25 protein-coding genes and 1 pseudogene are annotated in these 23,133 nt (G+C 53.1%); 19 read left to right on the top strand and 7 right to left on the bottom strand.

Annotated elements, in window-relative coordinates; genetic code table 11:
• Window positions 1–3: 3 nt before the first annotated feature.
• The 19 genes from pduC to HV345_RS09330 all read left to right on the top strand — a co-directional run bounded on the left by pduC (window position 4) and on the right by HV345_RS09330 (window position 15,658).
• Window positions 4–1,668: a propanediol dehydratase large subunit PduC gene (pduC, locus tag HV345_RS09420; RefSeq protein ID WP_003030249.1), complete on the top strand. Its 1,665-nt coding sequence runs from the start codon at window positions 4–6 to the stop codon at window positions 1,666–1,668.
• A gap of 10 nt (window positions 1,669–1,678) precedes the next feature.
• On the top strand, window positions 1,679–2,353 hold the full coding sequence (gene pduD / locus HV345_RS09415) for a propanediol dehydratase medium subunit PduD (protein ID WP_003844241.1): 675 nt from the start codon (window positions 1,679–1,681) through the stop codon (window positions 2,351–2,353).
• A 14-nt stretch (window positions 2,354–2,367) separates the two neighbouring features.
• Window positions 2,368–2,886 carry a propanediol dehydratase small subunit PduE gene (pduE, locus tag HV345_RS09410; RefSeq protein WP_016156871.1) on the top strand — a complete coding sequence of 173 codons (519 nt, stop codon included), beginning with the start codon at window positions 2,368–2,370 and terminating at the stop codon, window positions 2,884–2,886.
• Window positions 2,887–2,901: 15 nt separating this feature from the next.
• Window positions 2,902–4,734, top strand: coding sequence for a diol dehydratase reactivase subunit alpha (locus HV345_RS09405; protein ID WP_019077098.1), 1,833 nt, complete (start codon window positions 2,902–2,904; stop codon window positions 4,732–4,734).
• Entirely contained in the window at window positions 4,724–5,074 is a 351-nt protein-coding gene (locus tag HV345_RS09400) for a glycerol dehydratase reactivase beta/small subunit family protein (RefSeq protein WP_016156873.1), read from the top strand. The genes HV345_RS09405 and HV345_RS09400 overlap by 11 nt, the downstream gene beginning before the upstream one ends.
• A gap of 19 nt (window positions 5,075–5,093) precedes the next feature.
• Window positions 5,094–5,369, top strand: coding sequence for a propanediol utilization microcompartment protein PduJ (gene pduJ, locus HV345_RS09395; RefSeq protein ID WP_001057752.1), 276 nt, complete (start codon window positions 5,094–5,096; stop codon window positions 5,367–5,369).
• Window positions 5,370–5,393: 24 nt separating this feature from the next.
• Complete coding sequence (locus tag HV345_RS09390) at window positions 5,394–5,864, top strand: BMC domain-containing protein (protein WP_181636545.1); 471 nt, start codon at window positions 5,394–5,396, stop codon at window positions 5,862–5,864.
• Window positions 5,864–6,496 (top strand): phosphate propanoyltransferase, encoded by a 633-nt coding sequence (locus tag HV345_RS09385; protein WP_181636544.1) that lies wholly within the window; start codon window positions 5,864–5,866, stop codon window positions 6,494–6,496. The genes HV345_RS09390 and HV345_RS09385 overlap by 1 nt, the downstream gene beginning before the upstream one ends.
• Complete coding sequence (gene pduM, locus HV345_RS09380) at window positions 6,493–6,984, top strand: microcompartment protein PduM (protein WP_181636543.1); 492 nt, start codon at window positions 6,493–6,495, stop codon at window positions 6,982–6,984. Before HV345_RS09385 ends, pduM begins: the two co-directional genes overlap by 4 nt.
• 3 nt (window positions 6,985–6,987) lie before the next feature.
• Window positions 6,988–7,263, top strand: coding sequence for a EutN/CcmL family microcompartment protein (locus HV345_RS09375; RefSeq protein ID WP_003030211.1), 276 nt, complete (start codon window positions 6,988–6,990; stop codon window positions 7,261–7,263).
• 8 nt (window positions 7,264–7,271) lie between these two features.
• The gene (pduO, locus tag HV345_RS09370; protein ID WP_181636542.1) at window positions 7,272–8,279 is read left to right on the top strand and encodes a two-domain cob(I)yrinic acid a,c-diamide adenosyltransferase PduO; all 1,008 of its coding nucleotides are present in this window, start codon (window positions 7,272–7,274) and stop codon (window positions 8,277–8,279) included.
• Window positions 8,276–9,661: a CoA-acylating propionaldehyde dehydrogenase PduP gene (gene pduP, locus HV345_RS09365; RefSeq protein WP_181636541.1), complete on the top strand. Its 1,386-nt coding sequence runs from the start codon at window positions 8,276–8,278 to the stop codon at window positions 9,659–9,661. The genes pduO and pduP overlap by 4 nt, the downstream gene beginning before the upstream one ends.
• 10 nt (window positions 9,662–9,671) lie before the next feature.
• Window positions 9,672–10,784: a 1-propanol dehydrogenase PduQ gene (locus HV345_RS09360; RefSeq protein ID WP_016156879.1), complete on the top strand. Its 1,113-nt coding sequence runs from the start codon at window positions 9,672–9,674 to the stop codon at window positions 10,782–10,784.
• A complete protein-coding gene (gene pduS / locus HV345_RS09355) occupies window positions 10,781–12,136 on the top strand; it encodes a cobalamin reductase PduS (protein ID WP_181636540.1) in 1,356 nt (451 codons plus the stop codon). Before HV345_RS09360 ends, pduS begins: the two co-directional genes overlap by 4 nt.
• 2 nt (window positions 12,137–12,138) lie before the next feature.
• The gene (gene pduT, locus HV345_RS09350; protein WP_101700015.1) at window positions 12,139–12,693 is read left to right on the top strand and encodes a propanediol utilization microcompartment protein PduT; all 555 of its coding nucleotides are present in this window, start codon (window positions 12,139–12,141) and stop codon (window positions 12,691–12,693) included.
• Window positions 12,693–13,043, top strand: a complete 351-nt coding sequence (pduU, locus tag HV345_RS09345; protein WP_016156881.1) for a propanediol utilization microcompartment protein PduU — start codon at window positions 12,693–12,695, stop codon at window positions 13,041–13,043. Before pduT ends, pduU begins: the two co-directional genes overlap by 1 nt.
• A 4-nt stretch (window positions 13,044–13,047) precedes the next feature.
• Complete coding sequence (pduV, locus tag HV345_RS09340; RefSeq protein WP_101700016.1) at window positions 13,048–13,500, top strand: propanediol utilization protein PduV; 453 nt, start codon at window positions 13,048–13,050, stop codon at window positions 13,498–13,500.
• The gene (locus tag HV345_RS09335; RefSeq protein ID WP_047357931.1) at window positions 13,485–14,699 is read left to right on the top strand and encodes an acetate/propionate family kinase; all 1,215 of its coding nucleotides are present in this window, start codon (window positions 13,485–13,487) and stop codon (window positions 14,697–14,699) included. The genes pduV and HV345_RS09335 overlap by 16 nt, the downstream gene beginning before the upstream one ends.
• 92 nt (window positions 14,700–14,791) lie before the next feature.
• Window positions 14,792–15,658: an L-threonine kinase gene (locus HV345_RS09330; RefSeq protein WP_016153543.1), complete on the top strand. Its 867-nt coding sequence runs from the start codon at window positions 14,792–14,794 to the stop codon at window positions 15,656–15,658.
• Window positions 15,659–15,698: 40 nt separating this feature from the next.
• Here the strand turns inward: HV345_RS09330 and HV345_RS09325 are convergent, their stop codons facing one another.
• The 7 genes and pseudogenes from HV345_RS09325 to phsA form a co-directional block, all read right to left on the bottom strand.
• A complete protein-coding gene (locus HV345_RS09325) occupies window positions 15,699–16,034 on the bottom strand; it encodes a DUF496 family protein (protein ID WP_003834176.1) in 336 nt (111 codons plus the stop codon).
• Window positions 16,035–16,272: 238 nt separating this feature from the next.
• Complete coding sequence (locus HV345_RS09320) at window positions 16,273–17,331, bottom strand: FUSC family protein (RefSeq protein WP_016156885.1); 1,059 nt, start codon at window positions 17,329–17,331, stop codon at window positions 16,273–16,275.
• 86 nt (window positions 17,332–17,417) lie between these two features.
• The gene (sbmC, locus tag HV345_RS09315; protein WP_016153545.1) at window positions 17,418–17,885 is read right to left on the bottom strand and encodes a DNA gyrase inhibitor SbmC; all 468 of its coding nucleotides are present in this window, start codon (window positions 17,883–17,885) and stop codon (window positions 17,418–17,420) included.
• Between the two features lie 123 nt (window positions 17,886–18,008).
• Window positions 18,009–19,180: pseudogene (gene dacD / locus HV345_RS09310) on the bottom strand (serine-type D-Ala-D-Ala carboxypeptidase DacD).
• 138 nt (window positions 19,181–19,318) lie between these two features.
• On the bottom strand, window positions 19,319–20,086 hold the full coding sequence (phsC, locus tag HV345_RS09305; protein ID WP_181636539.1) for a thiosulfate reductase cytochrome B subunit: 768 nt from the start codon (window positions 20,084–20,086) through the stop codon (window positions 19,319–19,321).
• On the bottom strand, window positions 20,083–20,661 hold the full coding sequence (gene phsB / locus HV345_RS09300) for a thiosulfate reductase electron transport protein PhsB (RefSeq protein WP_016153548.1): 579 nt from the start codon (window positions 20,659–20,661) through the stop codon (window positions 20,083–20,085). Before phsB ends, phsC begins: the two co-directional genes overlap by 4 nt.
• 14 nt (window positions 20,662–20,675) lie before the next feature.
• A complete protein-coding gene (gene phsA / locus HV345_RS09295) occupies window positions 20,676–22,949 on the bottom strand; it encodes a thiosulfate reductase PhsA (protein WP_016153549.1) in 2,274 nt (757 codons plus the stop codon).
• Window positions 22,950–23,133 lie beyond the last annotated feature (184 nt).

Below are 23,133 nucleotides of genomic sequence, written 5' to 3'. Positions count from 1 at the left end.
TTCATGAGATCGAAAAGATTTGAAGCACTGGCGAAGCGCCCTGTGAATCAGGATGGCTTCGTTAAGGAGTGGATCGAAGAAGGCTTCATTGCGATGGAAAGCCCGAACGACCCTAAACCGTCGATTAAAATCGTCAATGGTACAGTCACAGAACTGGACGGCAAATCCGCCAGTGAATTTGACTTAATTGACCATTTCATTGCCCGCTATGGCATTAACCTGGCGCGCGCTGAAGAAGTCATGGCGATGGACTCAGTAAAACTTGCCAATATGCTTTGCGACCCTAACGTGAAGCGCAAAGACATTGTGCCGCTGACCACCGCAATGACCCCGGCAAAAATTGTCGAAGTGGTGTCCCATATGAACGTCGTTGAGATGATGATGGCCATGCAGAAAATGCGTGCTCGTCGTACACCGTCTCAGCAGGCGCACGTCACTAACGTTAAAGATAATCCAGTGCAGATTGCCGCTGATGCGGCTGAAGGCGCCTGGCGCGGATTTGACGAACAGGAAACGACGGTTGCCGTTGCGCGTTATGCACCCTTTAACGCCATTGCGCTGTTAGTCGGCTCACAGGTTGGGCGCCCTGGCGTATTAACCCAGTGCTCGCTGGAAGAAGCGACCGAACTTAAACTCGGTATGTTAGGCCACACCTGTTACGCGGAAACCATTTCTGTTTATGGTACTGAACCCGTCTTTACCGACGGCGATGACACGCCATGGTCGAAAGGTTTCCTCGCCTCTTCCTACGCCTCACGCGGTCTGAAAATGCGCTTTACCTCCGGTTCTGGCTCAGAAGTTCAGATGGGCTACGCCGAAGGTAAATCGATGCTTTACCTCGAAGCCCGCTGTATTTACATCACCAAAGCCGCTGGCGTACAGGGTTTACAAAATGGCTCAGTAAGCTGCATCGGCGTGCCTTCCGCTGTGCCGTCAGGCATTCGTGCGGTGTTAGCTGAAAACCTGATCTGTTCTTCCCTGGATCTGGAGTGTGCCTCCAGCAACGACCAAACCTTTACCCACTCGGATATGCGTCGTACTGCCCGCCTGCTGATGCAATTCCTGCCGGGTACTGACTTCATCTCTTCCGGTTATTCCGCTGTACCGAACTACGACAACATGTTTGCGGGTTCGAACGAGGATGCCGAAGATTTTGACGACTACAACGTCCTCCAGCGAGACCTCAAGGTAGATGGGGGTCTGCGTCCGGTTCGTGAAGAAGACGTTATCGCCATTCGTAATAAAGCGGCACGTGCACTGCAGGCCGTCTTTGCCGGGATGGGATTACCGCCAATCACTGATGAAGAAGTGGAAGCGGCGACTTACGCCCACGGTTCGAAAGATATGCCGGAGCGAAACATCGTTGAAGATATCAAGTTTGCGCAAGAGATCATCAATAAAAACCGTAACGGTCTGGAAGTGGTGAAAGCCCTTGCTCAGGGCGGGTTTACCGATGTCGCTCAGGACATGCTCAACATCCAGAAAGCCAAGTTAACCGGGGATTATCTGCATACCTCCGCCATTATCGTTGGCGACGGACAGGTGCTATCCGCAGTAAATGACGTCAATGACTATGCCGGTCCGGCAACAGGTTATCGCCTACAAGGCGAACGCTGGGAAGAGATCAAAAACATCCCTGGCGCACTTGATCCCAACGAACTTGGCTAAGGGGTGAAAAATGGAAATCAATGAAAAGCTGCTGCGCCAGATAATTGAAGACGTACTGTCTGAAATGCAAACCAGCGACAAACCCGTATCATTCCGCGCATCGACAGCGGCTAGCGCGCCACAGGCTGCAGCGGCGCAGGGCGACAGCTTTCTGACCGAGATTGGCGAAGCCAAACAAGGCCAGCAGCAGGACGAAGTGATTATTGCCGTAGGTCCCGCGTTTGGACTGTCGCAAACCGTCAATATCGTAGGGATTCCGCATAAGAACATCTTGCGCGAAGTGATTGCGGGTATTGAAGAAGAAGGCATTAAAGCGCGCGTTATCCGCTGCTTTAAATCCTCCGATGTGGCATTTGTCGCCGTGGAAGGTAACCGTCTGAGCGGTTCCGGGATCTCTATCGGCATCCAGTCAAAAGGCACCACGGTAATCCACCAGCAGGGGTTACCGCCGCTTTCTAACCTGGAGCTGTTCCCTCAGGCACCACTTCTGACGCTGGAAACCTATCGTCAGATCGGTAAAAACGCCGCGCGTTATGCCAAGCGTGAATCTCCGCAACCGGTCCCTACTCTGAATGACCAGATGGCTCGTCCTAAGTACCAGGCGAAATCGGCCATTCTGCACATTAAAGAGACCAAATACGTCGTGACGGGCAAAAACCCGCAGGAACTGCGCGTGGCGCTTTGATAAAGGATAACTCCATGAATACCGACGCAATTGAATCGATGGTTCGGGATGTGCTGAGCCGGATGAACAGCCTGCAAGGCGAGCCCGCGACGCCGGCCGCGGCGAGTTCATCAGCACATACCGCGAAAGTCACGGATTACCCTCTCGCGAATAAACATCCTGAGTGGGTAAAAACCGCAACCAACAAAACTCTGGATGACTTCACGCTCGAAAATGTTCTGAGCAACAAAGTGACGGCGCAGGACATGCGCATCACCCCTGAAACGCTGCGCCTTCAGGCAGAAATCGCCAAAGATGCCGGACGTGACAGGCTGGCGATGAACTTCGAGCGTGCAGCTGAGCTAACCGCTGTACCTGACGATCGCATTCTTGAGATCTACAACGCGCTGCGCCCATACCGCTCAACGAAAGACGAGCTGATGGCTATCGCTGACGATCTCGAAAATCGTTATCAGGCAAAGATCTGTGCAGCTTTCGTTCGTGAAGCGGCAGCGCTGTACGTTGAGCGTAAAAAACTCAAAGGCGACGACTAACTCAGGGACAGGATCATGCGATATATAGCTGGCATTGACATAGGCAACTCATCAACGGAAGTCGCTCTGGCTACCCTCGATGAGTCTGGCGCACTGAGCATCACCGGCAGCGCGCTGGCAGAAACCACCGGAATTAAAGGCACATTACGTAATGTGTTTGGTATTCAGGAGGCACTTTCGCTGGCAGCAAAAAACGCCGGTATCAATGTCAGCGATATTTCGCTCATCCGTATCAATGAAGCCACCCCGGTCATTGGTGACGTCGCGATGGAAACGATAACCGAAACCATCATCACTGAATCCACCATGATCGGCCATAACCCTAAAACGCCGGGCGGCGTCGGATTAGGCGTTGGCGTCACTATTACGCCGGAAGACCTGCTCAGCCGTCCGGCGGATACGCCCTATATTCTGGTGGTGTCATCGGCCTTTGATTTCGCCGATGTCGCCACGATGATTAATGCCTCCGTCCGCGCCGGATACCAGTTAACTGGCGTTATTTTGCAGCAGGACGATGGCGTATTGGTCAGTAATCGTCTGACTCACCCCCTGCCTATCGTCGATGAAGTCCTTCATATCGACCGCATCCCGTTAGGTATGCTGGCTGCCATTGAGGTCGCAATTCCAGGAAAAGTCATTGAAACGCTTTCTAACCCTTACGGGATTGCGACCGTCTTTGGCCTCAACGCCGACGAGACTAAAAACATTGTCCCGATGGCGCGGGCGCTGATCGGCAACCGTTCTGCCGTGGTCGTGAAAACGCCATCAGGTGATGTGAAAGCACGAGCCATTCCTGCCGGAAATCTGGAGCTACAGTCGCAGGGTCGTACCGTACGGGTCGACGTTGCAGCTGGCGCTGAAGCGATTATGAAAGCGGTTGGTGAATGCCCGAAACTGGATAACGTCACCGGAGAGGCTGGGACCAATATTGGCGGCATGCTGGAGCATGTGCGCCAGACAATGGCTGAATTAACTAACAAACCCAGCCACGAAATTTTTATTCAGGACCTGCTGGCAGTCGATACCTCGGTTCCCGTCAGCGTGACCGGCGGGCTAGCCGGTGAGTTCTCGCTGGAACAAGCTGTCGGCATTGCTTCCATGGTGAAATCAGACCGCCTGCAAATGGCGATGATTGCTCAGGAAATCACGCAAAAGCTCAACATTGACGTCCAGGTTGGCGGCGCCGAAGCCGAAGCTGCCATTCTGGGGGCCTTAACCACCCCCGGCACGACGCGGCCACTGGCTATTCTGGACCTCGGTGCAGGATCGACCGATGCCTCCATCATCAACCCGAAAGGCGAAATTATTGCCACGCACCTGGCGGGTGCGGGCGATATGGTCACGATGATTATTGCCCGTGAACTGGGGCTGGAAGACCGTTATCTCGCTGAAGAGATCAAAAAGTACCCGCTGGCGAAAGTCGAGAGCTTGTTCCATCTTCGCCACGAAGATGGCAGCGTCCAGTTCTTCCCTACACCTCTCCCGCCAACGGTTTTTGCCCGCGTATGCGTAGTAAAACCCGATGAACTGGTGCCACTGCCAGGCGAACTGGCGCTGGAGAAAGTCCGGGCCATTCGCCGCAGCGCTAAGGAACGCGTTTTCGTCACCAACGCACTCAGAGCGCTACGTCAGGTGAGTCCGACCGGGAACATTCGGGATATTCCCTTTGTGGTACTGGTTGGCGGCTCATCCCTGGACTTTGAAGTTCCGCAACTGGTCACCGATGCGCTGGCACACTATCGTCTGGTTGCCGGGCGCGGCAACATTCGTGGCACCGAAGGTCCGCGCAACGCGGTCGCGACAGGGCTGATTCTCTCCTGGTACAAGGCATTCGCTCATGGAAAGTAATCTCACCACGCCAGCCATCGTTATCTTCGCCACTGCTGGATGCACTGACGTCTGGAGTGATGTGCTGCTGGGTATTGAAGAAGAAGGGATCCCCTTTGTGATTCAGGAGAGCCCGTCAACTGACGTTATCCACAACGCATGGCTGGCAGCTTGCCAATCGCCACTGCTGGTTGGCATTGGCTGCAGTCGCGAAAAACTGGTCGTGCACTATAAAAACTTACCCACATCAGCGCCACTATTTACGCTGACGTATCAACAAGATAACCATGCCCGACGCAGCATTGGTAATAACGCTGCGCGACTGGTTAAAGGCATTCCGTTTCGGGAATGCCACTCATAACCCACAGGAGAAAAGCAGTATGAATAACGCACTGGGACTGGTTGAAACAAAAGGGCTCGTCGGCGCTATTGAAGCCGCTGATGCCATGGTGAAATCCGCAAACGTGCAGTTGGTTGGTTACGAAAAAATCGGCTCAGGCCTTATCACCGTTATGGTTCGCGGCGATGTCGGCGCAGTGAAAGCTGCCGTAGATGCAGGAAGCGCTGCAGCAAGCGCCGTTGGCGAGGTGAAATCCTGCCACGTTATCCCGCGTCCGCACAGCGACGTTGAAGCCATTTTACCTAAATCCGCATAAGTCGTTGCAACCAAGGAGCACAGCGTGAAGCAATCACTGGGATTACTTGAAGTTAGTGGTCTGGCATTAGCCATCAGTTGCGCGGACGTCATGGCGAAAGCCGCCTCCATCACGCTGGTGGGCCTCGAAAAAACCAACGGTTCAGGCTGGATGGTGATCAAGATAATCGGGGATGTGGCCTCCGTCCAGGCGGCCATTTCCACCGGTGTCAGTTTCGCTGATCAGCGAGATGGACTGGTGGCTCATAAAGTCATATCCAGACCAGGGGATGGCATTCTGTCACATAGCGTCATCCCGGAGTCTGAGTCTGAGCCAGCGCCCGCCCCGACACCGGTCGTACCACATGAAGAGATGCCTGAGGACCATGCAGCGCCCGAAGCGCCGCAAGATGCAGAGTTGATTAGCTGCAATCTGTGTCTTGACCCTGCCTGCCCCCGTCAAAAAGGCGAGCCGCGCTCTCTTTGTCTGCACTCAGGCAAACGAGGTGAAGCGTGATGGATAAACAGCAACTGGAGACAACGGTCACCAAAGTTCTGGATGAAATGCGTGAGCGCCCTATTCCGCTAGGGATCTCTAATCGTCATATTCATCTATGCGCTCAAGATTACGACCGCTTGTTTCCCAATCACCCTATTAGTGAGAAAAAAGAGCTGCTGCAGCCCGGACAATATGCAGCAGACCAGACCGTCACGCTGGTGGGACCAAAAGGTCAGTTAAAAAATGTGCGCTTACTCGGCCCACTGCGTAGCACCAGTCAGGTCGAAATTTCTCGTACCGACGCTCGTACGTTGGGAATTGCTGCTCCACTACGGATGTCAGGCAGTATCGAGGGCACGCCAGGCGTTCGCCTTATCAGTCCATTTGCTGAACTGGACTTAGCATCCGGGGTAATCGTCGCTCAACGCCATATCCATATGTCGCCGCTCGATGCCCTAATCCTGCGCGTTTCCCATGGCGATAAAGTCTCTGTTGCCATTAATGGCGATGAACGTCGACTGATTTTCGATAACGTCGCCGTACGCGTTTCGCCGGATATGCGCCTTGAGATGCATATCGATACCGACGAAGCCAATGCTGCGGGCGCAGATAATCCGCAGGCATTTGCCACACTGGTGAGCCCACGATGAACAACGAACTGCTGCAACGCATTATCGAGGAGGTTGTTTCCCGATTAAAAAAACGCGCGGAAAGCACGCTCTCGCTTAGCATCGCGCAGTTACGAGAAATCGAACCACGGACATTGTGCTGCCAGTACTCGTCGCTCCACCTCCTGCAGGCGGACCTGCCATTGCTGGAGCAAATAGCCGAGGGCTGCGCGGACAACATGTCGGTGGTAACGATCCACGAAGCGCTGGCATGCGGAGTCCGCGTGAAAATTTCACTACAACACCGATTGTTACCCGCAATCCCCGTTAGAAAACTTGCGCGTCTGCCTCTGGAGTTCAGTGACGAGCTGGGGCGAATCATCGTTTTGCATCCTGACAAACTTCTCAGCTATGCCGACGTCGCCCAACTGAAGGGGGGCGTTCTGGTGCTACGTCGTCGATGTGTCGTGACGGCTCTGGCTCAGGACGCCGTCGGTACGCGAAATGTCCAATTAATTAAGCAGGAGTGAGCTATGCATCTGGCACGGGTTACAGGCGTTGTGGTTTCCACGCAAAAATCTCCATCACTGGTGGGGAAGAAACTGTTGCTGGTACGTCGGGTGAGTGCGGACGGAGAACTTCCCGCGTCCCCTGTGAGTGGAGATGAAGTCGCAGTTGATTCTGTCGGCGCTGGAACTGGAGAACTGGTATTACTCAGCAGTGGCTCCAGCGCCAGACACGTTTTTTCCGGCCCTAATGAGGCCATCGATCTGGCTATCGTCGGCATTGTCGACACGCTTTCTCGTTAGGAGGAACTATGGCGATTTATACCCGCACTGGCGATGCTGGCACAACGGCCCTCTTTACCGGGCAACGCGTGAGCAAAACGCACCCGCGCGTCGAGGCTTACGGTACGCTGGACGAACTTAATGCGGCGCTTAGCCTGTGTGTTTGCGCAGCGAAAAACCCGCAGCACCGCCAGTTACTCGAAAACATTCAACTGCAGCTTTTTTGGTTCAGCGCCGAGCTGGCAAGCGAAAGCGAACAGCCAGCGCCAGAGCAGCGCTACATCAGCTCAGAAGAAATTGCCGCGCTGGAAGCCGCCATTGATACCGCGATGGGGAGAGTGCCCCCCCTACGCAGCTTTATTTTACCTGGCCGCAGCGAAGCCGCCAGCCGTCTGCACTTTGCCCGCACGCTGGCCCGCCGCGCAGAGAGGCGACTGGTCGAACTCTCCACCGAGATTTCCGTCAGACACGTGCTGATGCGTTATATCAATCGCCTCTCCGACTGCTTATATGCGCTTGCACGAGCAGAAGATCATGACGCCCATCAAAACAACATTATTCAGAAAGTGGCGGTGCGTTATCTCGCAGCCATCCGTACATCAGCCACCAGGGAGCCGGCTATGTCTCTGTCTTTTCAGGAACTCCACCAACTCACTCGCGCTGCGGTAACGAGAGCAGAAGAACTTCAGGTTCCGGTCGTCATCAGCATTGTTGATGCGAATGGGACCCAAACGGTGACCTGGCGCATGCCTGACGCATTACTCGTCAGTAGCGAACTGGCACCGAAAAAAGCCTGGACCGCCGTGGCAATGAAAACCGCCACGCACGAGCTGACATCGGCAGTGCAGCCAGGCGCCGCGCTTTACGGTCTGGAAAGCCATATGCAGGGAAAAGTCGTCACCTTCGGTGGCGGGTACGCATTATGGCGTGAGGGGTTACTCCTTGGGGGTCTTGGCATCAGCGGGGGAAGCGTTGAGCAGGATATGGACATTGCAGAAACGGCCATTGCGGCAATTAACGTGAGAACACATCAATGAACACTTCAGAACTTGAAACCCTTATTCGTAACATTTTGAGTGAGCAACTTGCCCCGGCAAAAACAGAAGTTAAGGGTAATGGAATTTTTCCGTCCGTTAGCGAAGCGATCGATGCCGCTCATCAGGCTTTTCTGCGTTATCTGCAATGTCCATTGAAAACCCGCTGCGCCATCATTAACGCCCTGCGAGAAGAGCTGACGCCTCACCTTGCTTCATTGGCTGCTGAAAGCGCTGCCGAAACGGGAATGGGCAACAAAGAGGATAAGTTCCTTAAAAATAAAGCTGCGTTGGACAATACCCCGGGCATCGAAGATCTCACCACCACGGCGCTTACCGGCGACGGCGGCATGGTGTTATTCGAGTATTCACCCTTTGGCGTGATTGGTTCCGTCGCCCCCAGCACCAACCCGACGGAAACCATTATTAACAACAGCATCAGTATGCTGGCTGCGGGAAATAGCGTTTATTTTAGCCCACATCCAGGTGCAAAAGCGGTCTCACTGAAGCTGATTACCATGATTGAAGATATTGCTTTTCGCTGCTGCGGGATTCGGAATCTTGTCGTCACGGTCACAGAACCCACTTTTGAGGCTACCCAGCAGATGATGGCGCACCCTAAAATCGCAGTTCTGGCGATTACCGGTGGTCCAGGCATTGTTGCTATGGGCATGAAAAGCGGGAAAAAAGTCATTGGCGCAGGCGCAGGCAATCCTCCCTGCATTGTTGATGAAACAGCCGACCTGGTTAAGGCGGCAGAAGATATCATCAATGGCGCATCCTTTGATTACAACCTCCCCTGCATTGCTGAGAAGAGCCTCATTGTTGTTGATGCCGTTGCCGAACGACTGGTTCAACAAATGCAGTCATTTGGCGCGATGCGACTCAATAGCGAAGAGGTAGACAAACTGCGCGCAGTTTGTCTGCCAGAAGGAATAGCCAATAAACAACTGGTAGGGAAAAGCCCGGCAACCTTACTGGAAGCCGCGGGAATACCAGTTCCGGCAAAAGCACCTCGATTACTGATAGGTATCGTCAAGGCTGACGACCCATGGGTTACCAGCGAGCAACTGATGCCAATGCTCCCCATCGTAACGGTGAGCGATTTTGACAGCGCGTTAACGTTGGCCCTGAAGGTTGAAGAGGGATTGCATCACACCGCCATTATGCATTCGCAAAATGTGTCACGTCTGAACCTTGCCGCGCGCACGCTTCAGACCTCCATTTTTGTGAAAAATGGCCCCTCTTATGCTGGGATTGGCGTTGGTGGTGAAGGCTTTACCACCTTCACCATCGCAACGCCGACCGGCGAAGGAACGACATCTGCGCGCACTTTCGCACGCTCTCGTCGTTGCGTGCTGACAAACGGTTTTTCTATTCGCTAATGGGGCCGTTATGAAAAGCTTTTCACTGCAAACTCGATTGTACAGCGGCCAGGGAAGCCTGGATGTGCTTAAGCGCTTCACGAATAAGCATATCTGGATTATCTGCGATGGTTTTCTCGCGCGTTCTCCCCTGATTGAAAAGCTGCGCGACGCGCTGCCAGCGGATAACCGCATCAGCATTTTCAGCGATATCACCCCCGATCCCACCATTAGCACGGTAGTACAAGGGATTGCGCAAATGCAGTCCCTACGACCGGATGTAGTCATTGGTTTTGGCGGTGGCTCTGCACTGGACGCCGCAAAAGCCATCGTCTGGTTCAGCCGACAGTTCGGTATTGAGATTGAAACCTGCGTTGCAATTCCCACCACCAGCGGCACGGGATCGGAGGTGACCAGCGCCTGCGTGATTAGCGATCCGGATAAAGGCATTAAGTATCCATTATTTAATAATGCGCTTTATCCGGACATGGCCATCCTTGATCCGACGCTGGTCGTCAGCGTTCCACCAGCCATAACAGCGAATACCGGCATGGACGTATTAACGCATGCGCTGGAGGCTTACGTGTCCACGAAAGCCAGCGACTTCACCGATGCGCTGGCTGAAAAAGCGGCACAAATTGTCTTCCAGTACCTGCCTGTCGCCGTCAGCAAAGGCGACTGCCTGGCAACCAGAGGAAAAATGCACAACGCGTCAACGCTCGCGGGAATGGCATTCAGTCAGGCTGGTCTGGGTATCAATCATGCGATTGCCCATCAGTTGGGCGGCCAGTTTCATCTGCCCCACGGACTTGCCAATGCGCTGCTGCTGACCCATGTCATTCATTTTAATGCCCGCGATCCGCGGGCTGCGAAGCGCTATGCCCGTTTCGCTAAAGCCTGCCACCTATGCCCGGATAACGCGAACGATACGGCGGCACTGAATGCGCTAATTCGTCATATAGAGCTACTCAAAAAACAGTGTGCGTTACCTTCTTTTGCTGACGCGCTTAAAGACGGAAAGCAAGCCTGGTCACAACGTATACCGTCGATGGTTCAGGCCGCGCTGGCTGATGTCACGCTGCAAACCAATCCTCGTGTTGCCGACGCCAGCGCCATGCAGGAACTGCTTGAGGAATTATTATGAAGACAGCCATGACGGCAGAGTCCACGCTTTATGATGCGCAGACAATTCGCGAACGCGTTCGCGCAGCGGGTGTTGTCGGGGCCGGAGGCGCAGGCTTTCCTGCTCACGTAAAATTACAGGCGCAGGTCGATACGTTTCTGGTCAATGCGGCAGAATGTGAACCGATGCTGAAAGTTGACCAGCAATTGATGGCCGTTCAGGCTGAGCGACTTATCCGTGGCGTTCAATATGCCATGACGGCTACCGGGGCCAGGGCCGGTATTATTGCGCTCAAAGAGAAATATCAAAAGGCTATCAATGCGTTAACGCCCCTTCTGCCTGCCGGGATCCGCTTACATATTTTGCCTGATGTCTACCCGGCTGGTGACGAGGTTTTGACCATCTGGATGGCAACGGGCCGGCGAGTTCCGCCTGCCGCGCTGCCGGTCAGCGTCGGCGTGGTGGTCAATAACGTCCAGACGGTGCTCAACATCGCCAGAGCCGTTGAGCAGCAGTATCCGGTTACGCGCCGTACCCTGACCGTTAACGGCGCGGTCGCCAGACCAATCACTCTTACCGTCCCTATCGGAATGTCTTTACGTGAGGTTCTGGCGTTGGCCGGTGGTGTTACCGTTGACGATCCCGGTTTTATTAACGGTGGTCCGATGATGGGCGGCCTGATTACCTCACTGGATACCCCAGTCAGCAAGACCACCGGGGGACTGCTGGTTTTACCAAAGTCTCATGCGTTGATTCAGCGGCGGATGCAGGATGAACGCACCGTGCTTTCCGTCGCAAAAACCGTTTGCGAGCAGTGTCGTTTGTGTACGGATTTGTGCCCAAGGCATTTGATCGGACATGAATTATCGCCGCACCTGCTGGTTCGCGCGGTTAATTATCAGCAGACGGCCACACCGCAGTTACTGCTCACGGCCCTGACCTGTTCAGAATGCAATGTATGTGAAAGCGTAGCCTGTCCGGTTGGGATTTCACCGATGCGAATCAACCGCATGCTTAAACGCGAGCTACGGGCGCTCAACCATCGTTATGAAGGGCCGTTAAATCCTGAGGATGAAATGGCGAAGTATCGGCTTATTCCGGTGAAGCGCCTTATTACCAAACTGGGCCTTAGCGACTGGTATCACGATGCGCCACTGACTGAGACTGATTATCCCACAGATAAAACGACGCTGTTGCTACGCCAGCATATTGGTGCCAGCGCCATCCCATGTGTACAGCAGGGCGAAAACGTTGTTCGCGGTCAATGCGTTGCCGATGTGCCGTCCGGTGCATTAGGCGCACCTGTCCACGCCACTATTGACGGTATTGTCAGCGAAATTACTGAGCAATCCATCACGGTAATAAGAGGTTAATCATGTCTCAGGCTATAGGGATTTTAGAACTCACCAGCATTGCCAAAGGAATGGAAGCGGGCGATGCCATGTTAAAAAGCGCGAATGTGAATTTACTGGTCAGCAAGACCATCTGCCCGGGTAAATTTCTGCTCATGCTCGGTGGTGACGTAGGCGCAGTACAACAGGCGATCGCCACCGGAACTTCTCTTGCTGGCGATATGCTCGTTGATAGTCTGGTATTACCCAACATTCACGCCAGCGTACTTCCTGCGATCAGTGGACTTAACAGCGTGGATAAGCGTCAGGCCGTGGGCATTGTTGAAACATGGAGCGTTGCGGCCTGCATCTGCGCCGCCGACCGTGCGGTTAAAGCCTCCAATGTCACGCTGGTACGCGTCCATATGGCATTTGGTATTGGCGGCAAGTGCTACATGGTTGTCGCTGGCGATGTGTCTGATGTGAATAACGCAGTGACAGTTGCCAGTGAAAGTGCGGGTGATAAAGGCCTGTTGGTTTACCGTTCGGTCATCCCTCGTCCGCATGAAAGCATGTGGCGACAGATGGTGGAGGGATAATGGAAAGACAACCCACCACGGATCGTATGATTCAGGAATATGTTCCTGGCAAGCAGGTTACGTTGGCGCATCTTATCGCTAATCCGGGTAAAGATTTGTTCAAGAAACTGGGATTACCAGAGTCGGTTTCCGCAATCGGTATTCTGACGATTACCCCCAGCGAAGCCTCAATCATCGCCTGTGATATCGCCACGAAATCCGGGGCGGTAGAGATTGGTTTTCTCGACCGTTTTACCGGCGCCGTGGTACTGACGGGCGATGTTTCCGCCGTTGAGTACGCGCTGAAACAGGTAACCCGGACGCTGGGCGAAATGATGCGTTTTACCGCCTGTCCCATCACCCGGACATAATCTCATGAAACGCATAATGCTAATTGGCCCCAGCCAGTGCGGTAAAACGTCACTCACACAGTGCATGCGGGGAGAGGCGCTTCATTATCAGAAAACCCAGGCCATTGTCTGGTCTCCCACAACGATAGACACACCGGGTGAGTATCTCGAAAACCGCTGCCTGTACAGCGCGCTGCTGGCCAGCGCCTGTGAAGCAGACATCATCGCGCTGGTTCTCAATGCTGACGCGCCGTGGTCACCTTTTTCTCCAGGTTTTACTGGCCCGATGAACCGACCCGTTATCGGCCTCGTCACCAAAGCCGATTTAGCCAGCCCGCAGCGTATTTTTCTCGTGGAGAGTTGGCTAGTTCAGGCTGGCGCGCAAAAAGTATTTGTCACCAGCGCGCTGGAGAATACCGGGGTCGATGAGATGTTCATTTTTCTGAATGCAAAGGAACCTTCATGTCTCACAAAATAATGGCCATTAATGCAGGTAGTTCCTCGCTTAAGTTTCAGCTTCTGGCGATGCCGCAGGGTGAAATGATTTGCCAGGGACTGATCGAGCGTATCGGTATGTCTGATGCGCAGGTCACCCTAAAAGCACCAGCGCAAAAATGGCAGGAGACTTTGCCCGTAGCCGATCACCGTGAAGCAGTAACGCTGCTACTGGAAAAACTGCTCAGCCACAATATTATCAGCAGTCTGGAAGAGATCGACGGCGTAGGCCATCGCGTCGCACACGGTGGAGAATCCTTCAAAGATTCCGCACGGGTAACCGATGATACACTGGCGGAAATCGAACGCCTTGCGGAACTGGCACCGCTTCATAACCCGGTTAATGCGTTGGGGATTGCGATATTTCGCCAGCTACTGCCGAAAACGCCAGCCGTTGCGGTTTTTGACACGGCTTTTCATCAGACCCTTGATGAGCCTTCTTTCATCTATCCCCTGCCCTGGCGCTACTACTCAGAGCTGGGTATTCGTCGTTATGGTTTTCATGGTACCAGCCACAAGTATGTCAGCGCTCAGCTTGCTGAAAAGCTGGGGGTACCGCTCAGCGCCCTGCGGGTTGTTTGTTGTCATCTGGGCAACGGCAGCAGCATCTGCGCTATCAAAGGCGGACACTCGGTGAATACCTCCATGGGATTTACGCCGCAGTCTGGCGTAATGATGGGCACGCGAAGTGGCGATATTGATCCATCCATTCTGCCGTGGATTGCCCTGCGTGAAGGCAAAACCCCGCAGCAGCTCAACCAATTGCTCAACAATGAGTCCGGATTACTCGGAGTTTCTGGTGTTTCACCCGACTACCGGGACGTTGAACATGCCGCAGATACGGGCAATCACCAGGCAGCACTGGCGTTGACGCTTTTTGCCGAGCGGATTCGCGCCACTATTGGCAGCTATATTATGCAGATGGGCGGTCTGGATGCGCTGGTGTTTACCGGGGGAATTGGTGAAAATTCAGCGCGTGCTCGCGCCGCGATTTGCCACAACCTGAATTTCTTAGGTCTGGCCGTTGATGAAGAAAAAAATCAGCGTAACGCCACCTTTATTCAAACGGAAAATGCGGTGGTTAAAGTGGCGGTGATTAATACCAATGAAGAGCTGATGATAGCCCAGGACGTTATGCGTTTAGCGATATCAGAAACTGTGACATTGGGCATTCCCGCCTGATATTGCCGCACCGCAAATTGCGGCAAATCATGGTAATAGCGCGATCGCCATGACACTATGCGCCGAGGATTGCTGAACACAAAGGTGAAGACGTGGCTGTTGCGCAATGTCCCGCATCGTGCGGAGAACTTATCCAGGGCTGGATTCTGGGCAGTGAGAAACTGGTCTCCTGCCCGGTCGAATGGTATAGCACCGTTGAGGTCACTTCAGGCTCACCGCTGACTGATGAACGTCCACTTTCTCGGGCAATGGTTGACAGGTTATTACAGCACTGGCAGTACCCGGCGCATCTCAGTCAGGATATCCGGATAGATGTTCAGTCAACCATTCCCATCGCGAAAGGAATGGCCAGCAGCACTGCGGATATTGCCGCCACGGCCATCGCCGCGGCGCATTATCTGGGCCATCAGCTGGACGAGCCAACACTGGCACAGCTTTGCGTTTCGCTGGAGCCGACCGACAGCACCGTTTTTCGTAAGCTTACTCTTTTCGATCATAACAACGCCTCCACGCAAATTGGTTGTGAAGCTCAGCCTCAACTCGATCTGCTGGTTCTCGAAAGCCCTGAAACATTGCGCACCGCGGATTATCACCGTATTCCACGTCATTCCGGCTTGCAGGCGGGAGCTGCGGCCCTCAAACGGGCATGGGAAAAAGTACAGGAAGCCTGTATTAGCCAAAATCCTTACCGGTTGGGAGAAGCGGCTACGCTTAGCGCAATCGCCAGCCAACTGCTGTTACCAAAGCCGGATTTTGATTCACTATTAGCACTGGTGGAAGAATGTGATTTATACGGCGTCAACGTCGCGCACAGCGGCAGCGTAGTCGGACTGATGCTGGACAGAAATCGTCATGATGTGGATTACATTAAATGGATGCTGACGCAGAAAAAACTTACGATTCACTGGCCAGAACAGCATTTGTTACGCATGGTAACGGGCGGGGTCGAACTGCAATAAGGGTCGCCGCACGGCAGCGACCCGGACAAGCATAAAATCGTTACTCGGCTTTCGCTTCGCCGTTTTTCACTTCGCCCATGGCTTTCAGCTTTTTAGAGATATCGCGGCGTTCTTTAGAGATCTCGGCGTTTTTGATGATGTAGTCATCAACACGATCTTCATAATCGCTTTTCATGCTGGCAATGATGCCCTGAATCGCTTCCACGCTCATACCTGGCTTGATGTAGTCGCTCAGGTTGTCCAACAGCAGAACGCGTTTCTGGTTGTCACGGATCTTTTTCTCAACGTCCTGGATTTCACGTTGCAGTTTGTTTTTACGACGGAACAGACGAACAAATTCCAGCACGTCCTGGAAAGAAGGCTTGGTAGTTTCCATTTTTACACCCCTGATAATGTGAGATTCGGATTCGTTAAAACAACGGCTAAAGTGGGTCAACATTACTTTCATGCCCGCCATACTTCAAGTTGCATCTGCATCGACAATGCATGGTTGAAACCTGAGTTATCGAGGGTAAAGCCATTGCAGTTACCAATGGTTTTAGCCTTTTTCAGTATCATACCTCTAATCTTTGCTGAATCGAAGCAGCAGTAGAACCAATCCCCTCATCTGCTCTTTATTTGCGCAGTGCGCGACAGATTAAATGTGAGAGTAACTCCAGCTGTCGAGCCATCTCCATGTTCAACCAAACGTAGCCGTGAATGGGCGTTTCTGCGACATTATCGCCTTTATGCTCAGCAATAAGCTGACGCAGCTCTGCCACGGTGTCATTGAGCTTTTCCGTATTGGCAAGCACCGGCTGCGGATTACCTTCATACAAGGCGTGGGTTATTGTCAGTAGTGCCTGCTGGGTCCTGAGCTGAGTTTCACGCAGCGTATGCGCATTCAACATGACAAAGTGGCTGGTACGGCTGGCCCACAGCGCATTAATTTGCAGCTCGAGCATGCAGACCAGATTGCGATTCACCGTCTGAATAGCCTCAAAGATCGACTTTTGAATGCGGGTTTCCTTGCTGGCAGGAGCGATGAGCCCACGCATTTTGACAACGTCGCTCAACAGTTGTTGTAAATGCTTTTCCAGCCGCGGTTGCTCGAGCAGATTGGGGGATAGCGCGGCCTGATACACCCGATTGTACCCCGTGACGCAATGCGCCAGTTGGATACGCCAGTGTATAAATGCTCGCTGCGGCCAGATGCCGGTAAACAGCATCGCCAGTAACGACCCCAGAATAACATCACCGCCGCGCCATAACGCGGTATTCATATCTCCGGCAGGCGCACCCACGACCACGGCAAGCGTTATGCCAATCAGCAGCGCCTGATACGGCCTTTTCCCCAGCGCCAGCCAGCCGCAGAGAAACATCGCTACCGCGCACCATATCAGCATTAACGGCAGCGAGAAGAGTTCCAGACGCAGGGCAACCAGTCCCAGGACCGAGCCCAGGATCGTGCCACCTATACGTTCAAAGGCCCTGGGAACAACGTTACCCCAAAAAGATATTGGCCCCATGATCACCACCAGCGTGATCAGAGGCCATGTACCTTCAGGAATGTTTAACAGGCGTACCAACAGAAAAGTAAGGAGAAACGCCAGCGCAATGCGAATACCATGCACCACACGATAATGACGATACAAACGAATTTCAAAAGGACTCAGCGATTTGTCTGCACGCACTCATGCACTCCGTCAGGGAATAGCAAAGAAGCGAATTGTACCTGTTTTTAGCGTGAAAAGATCATCCTGATTTACACCCCAAACAGTTACTTCGTCTGCACTGGCACGTACATTTCAATGTCCCAGTAACCGTCCTCCATGCCATTGTTCATATAAACTTCAAAGCAGGGTTTAGCGGCTATCGCATAAGTCGTATCCTGCAACAGGCGCTCGAAGAACTGATACCAAGGCGTTGCAAAATCGTGATTCTCAACGCGCGCAACGGCGACAGCATAGTCGCCACCCGCCAGTTCGGTGAGGATCACCCCTTCGCTGTTTTCCGGGATTTCAAAACCTTCAGGCACAGAAACCACGGTATCACAGCGCAGTTTTTCCGCAGGAACAACATCAGGATTGTCGTAATAAACAGCAATCCATTCCAACGGCACAATCTGTTTACCGTCGACCCACTTCATTAATTGCTCAAACCCCTGCTTCACCGTTTGTTCCCACGGTCCAACCATATGGAAACCGGCAATCATGCGTTTTTCGACCAGCTTTATCTCGTACTCCATACAACCTCCACTGCTACACTGTATTTATATACAGTGTAATTTCTGGTTATGTCGGCCACAAGGAAATAGTGATTATTATGTGAGCAGATTCGCACTCTAGCCAGTCAGACGCATCAGGAAAAACTACGCCTTGTGGTGGAAATAGTCGCTCAGGCGCGAGAAAACGCCGCCTTCGCCGACGGATTCCAGCGTAACCAGAGGCCAATGTGCCACCAGCTTATCCCGATCGTAGAGTTCAATTTCCCCCACACGTTGATGCGCAGCGATGGGAGCAACCAGCTCTTTCTTATCAAGGACATATTTTGCTTTGATGTTAGGGACTTCTGCTTTAGGCAGGGCCATCCAGAAATCCTGCTCGGTTCCGAGGCTGATTTTTTCTTTATCGCCATACCAGATGCGTTCAGTGCCAACCTGCTTACCGCTACGCAAAACCTGCACTGTATCGAAGTTGTGTTGCCCCCATTGCAGCAGTTTACGCGCCTGATCTTCGCGCCCTTTCGCACTCTCCGCGCCCATCACCACCGCAATCAGGCGGCGCTGACCATCGACGGCGGAAGCAATCAGGTTAAACCCGGCACCGGACGTATGCCCTGTCTTCAGGCCATCTACGTTCATAGTTTTATCCCACAACAAACCGTTACGGTTTTGCTGTGTGATGCCGTTCCAGGTAAGGCTTTTCTCACTGTACATATGGTAGAAATCCGGTTCCCCGTGGATGATAGCGCGGGACAGCACAGCCAGGTCGTACGCCGAGCTATGCTGACCCGGCGCATCCAGACCATGTACCGTTTCAAAATGGGTGTCCTGCAGGTTCAGTTTTTGCGCATAGTTGTTCATCATCGCGACAAACTGCGGCTGCCTCCGGCGATGTAATCCGCCAGTGCCACGCAGGCATCATTACCGGAATCAACAATTAACCCACGGCTGAGGTCACGTACCGAAACGCGATCCCCTTCTTTCAGGAACATCAAGGATGAACCGACAAATACCGGATTATCTTTTGCCCATGCATCGCGCCCGACGGTCACAATATCTGTCGGACTAATACGCTTGCTGTCAATTGCGCGATCGACAACATAGCCAGTCATCAGTTTCGTCAGGCTGGCAGGATTGCGCTGCTGGTGTTCATTACCGGCTGTCAGGATTTGGCCCGTGGTGTAATCCATTAACACCCATGCCCCGGCAGTAATCGCAGGAGGTTGTGGGGCGAAGCTCACGGCATCGCTCGCCCAGGCGGGCGAAAAACTCATCGTTAATAGTGAAGCGGCAATAAACAAACGGCGTTTCAACAGCATGTCCTCAGGAAAGGGAGAAATAGCCGTTCTTTTTACGGAAGTTCTGTCGAACAAACATGGATAAATTGCAAGAAAATGTGACATAAGGCACATTTTCTTGCTATCAGGAAAGGGTTTCAGAGACAAATCTCGCCGGAACTACCCTTTATGCGGCGCGGTCTCTGCGTGATGACTGCGATGGCGGTGATAACCATCGATCATACTGCGAAAAATTTGCCCTGGCGTGTCACCCAGCGTGCACAGGTAAATATGCGCGCAGATGAACAGTAAGCCCACAATCGCTAACGCCATATGCAGCACCAGCATCACCGGCCCAACCCCTACCACCTGCGGGTAGAGACATAGCAACCCGGTGATGATCAGTAGTGGAACCAGTGCGTACATGATGGCCAGGTAGGCCAGCTGTTGCAGCGGGTTAAATTTGTCCTCTGCCGTTGCGGCAAACGGGTGCGGCTCACCTTTCATAATGCCATACAGATAAAAGCGTGTTTGCAGCAGGCAGCGTGATATCAACCCGCTAAATTTCACGCGATAATGGCAGCCGTTGCCGCTGGTTGCGTTTATTAACACAAAGCCAATCCAGAAGGCCAGCAATGCGAAGCCACACCAGGTATGTACCTGCACCATTAAGGCCACCGGTCCGACAGAAAAGTGGCCAAACAGGCCGCTCAGCAGAAGCAGGATAAAGAGCAGCGCATTACCCCAGTGCCAGCGGCGGACCGCCAGCGAATAGAGGTAGTCCCGATGCTCTTCCCCGGTTGCCGTTTTGGGCGCCAGCATCCGACGTAACAGCGCGTGCGTTACCAGGCCCGCAATCATCAGCACAATAATAACGCCTGCATAAATGAGCCACAGCGGCCAGTAGTCCGGCGCATAGTTAAGCTCTGCTCCCCAGATAGAATTCATACATTACCCTCCTGATGGATCTCTTTACGCCGATAGACACTTACCGGGCCGCTACGCGTATCCTGCTGGCGATAAACCTCTTTTTGATTAATCCAGTGCTGAATTTCCGGGTCATCGCGACGACCAAATTTCAGCGCATCCGTCGGACAAACGGAAACGCAGGCTGGCGATTGTCCGACCTCCAGGCGAGTATCGGCGCAGAAGTTACATTTGTCGGCAATCCCCGTTTGTGGGTTGAGGTAGCGGACATGGAACGGGCAAGCGGCAACACAGTAGTCACAACCAATACAGCGAGACTTATCCACTTGCACAATGCCATTTTCGTCACGAAATGAAGCGCCAGTAGGACAGACGCTGACGCACGGCGCATCTTCACAATGCTGACAGGAAACGCGAACAAACTGGAAGTGGGACAGCACTTCGGGTTCATGTTCGGGTGAACGGATCTGCACTTGTAGGCGACTAAATCCCTCCGGCACGTCATTCAGTACCTTGCAGGCAACCGTACACGCCTGACAGCCAATACAGCGTTTCTCGTCATGCAGCATGACATAAGGGTTTGTTGATTGATTCATGATGTTCTCCTTTCTCATGCCCGACGAAGCGTGACGCCAGCGGTGTGCACCACCGTACCGGAAACCGGACTGGTAACATGCGGCAGCAAATTACCGCAGTGAATACCGTGCGTCGTCGCCGCGGTTTTGGCTCCCGCCTTGGCGCCAAATCCCATATAAACGAACAGCGTATCGGGTCGAATTCCGGCAGTAACCAGCGCTTTGCCTTTTTCCTTACCGGTCGCATTTTCCAGCCAAATCTCATCGCCGTTTTTGATGCCTTTTTCACGGGCCGTTTGCGGGTGGATCCACACCGCGTTATCCCACATCAGCTCACTCAGCAGTGGTACATATTGCGTCGCGCCGTTGGTATGCACCGCAACTTTTCCCTGAATAAAATAGAGTTCATTGTCGCCTTTGAGTGCAAAATTGCGGGCGCGCGGAATGCCGTAGCCAGGCAAAAGTGCTTCCAGCTCTTCAGAGTAGAGTTCAATTTTTCCAGACGGGGATTTAAAGCGCAGTTGCTCGCCATAGGTACCGTCGCCGTCAACCGCCACTGCGCCCGGATAACGCGCCACAAACTGACGCACTGCTTCAGGTTCCCGCAGCAGCAGCGGAACACCCCACTCCCGATATCCTTTCTGACGCAGTTCAGCGGAAAGCGCATGATCGCCATTAAGCTGGTACAGCTGCCGTGTCTGCATATCCTGCCAGGGGTAGAACTGCCCAAGACCTAACTGCACGGCCAGCTCTTTCCAGATTTGCCAGCTCGGACGCGCATCCCCTATCGGCTCTACAACCTGCTGGCGCAGGGCATAGGCCGGATTCAGGCCCGACATGTCAGAGACTTCTTCATCGCGTTCAAGGTAGGTGCATTCGGGTAACAGATAATCGGCATATGCCGCGCTTTCGCTTAAATAGACATCGCAACTGACCACCAGATCGAGTTGTTCGACGGTTTTGACCAGATCAGGTCGGCAGGTCACGGTTTGGAAAGGATTGTGACGGGACATAATCCATCCCTTCACCGGATACGGCGTCTGGTTTAACACGGCATCGATGATGCTTTGCACCACGCCGCCGCCCGCCGCGATGTACTTGAATTGTGGGGCAACCAAATCGATGCGCTGCGCCGTTGGCTTGGGCAATTTGGCATCAGGTTTTGCCAGCACCGGAGCGACCTTCTCTCCGGCCAGCTTATTGTAGGTTGCCGCGGCTTTTTTCTGGTACAAGCCGCCTTCACGCTCAATATTTCCCAGCAGCGCATTGAGGGTGAAAATCATACGCCGCATATCAATTTCTTCTTGCGAAAACGTCGCGCGATGGCCAGGGCTGACGATAGCATGAGGCGCACAGGCGGCCATTTCGCGGGTGACACGAACAATAACATCAGCAGGCACATCAGCTTGATTTTGCGCCCATTCCGGCGTGGTCTCTTGTACCGCTTCGGCCAGTTGGTCAAACCCTGTGGTGTAGCGCGCAACGAAGTCCGCGTCATACAGATGTTCATTAATCATGACGTGACACATGGCCATTAACACCGGCAAGTCGCCGCCCGGCTTGAGCGCATGCCATTCATCCGCCTTGCTGGAGAAAACTGACAAACGGGGATCGAAGCTGACCATTTTTGCGCCCTTTTCCTGCGCGGTCATCAGTTCATGCGTTTCGGCAACCTCAATACCTTCATAGAGATTGTGGCCAAAAGAGACCATATAACGGGTATTGGCGATATCCATAGCCAAATCGCCGCCCATCATCACTTTGGCGGCAATCGATTTTCCGGCAGGGCATGTCGACGCATGCGTAAAGGTGTTTGGCGATCCAAATGCCGTTGCCAGCTGAAATAAATGACCCGAAAGCGAACCAGATTTGGAAGAGAATACGACCCCCTGAGGACCATGCTGCGCTTTTATTGCCGTCATTTTTTCGGCAATTTCTTTGTAAGCCTGTTCCCAACTAATAACCTGCCATTCTCCGCTGCCACGAGGCCCTGTGCGTTTCATGGGTTTAACAATACGGTGCGGGTCGTTGACCAGGCTAACACCACTGCCTCCGCGTGCGCAGACACGCGTGCCCTGTTGAGTCGCATTAGGGTTCCCCTGAATAAAAACCGTCTTGTTATTAATTACCTGTGCCTGTATTGGGCAACGATAAGAACACATTTCGCACAAGCTTGGCGTCAGGGATGTTTTCCCCTTAATGCTCTCTGGAGAATTTCGCGCCAGTGCGCCAGGCGGAAAACTGCCTATCGCGCAGGCCGAGCAACCGATACCCACTCCTCGCAAAAAATTACGCCGACTAATGCTCATATAACCTCCTGTTATTAGATATATCCAATTATTATATGGTGTTTAAATTATTAATTTTTAACCTCACTCACATTTCATTAGAATATAGAGCAGCTAACCGCCAAAATAAAAACCCATTGTTTATAAAAGAATTTTAAAATTTCCAGAACACAACAAATCAGCACCAAATAACAATAATGGTTCT

It is taken from the genome of Citrobacter sp. RHBSTW-00986 (genome assembly GCF_013783065.1).
GTDB classification, from domain to species: domain Bacteria; phylum Pseudomonadota; class Gammaproteobacteria; order Enterobacterales; family Enterobacteriaceae; genus Citrobacter; species Citrobacter braakii.
Note: the sequence above shows the minus strand (reverse complement) of the source record. Positions and strands in the feature narration are given on the sequence as shown.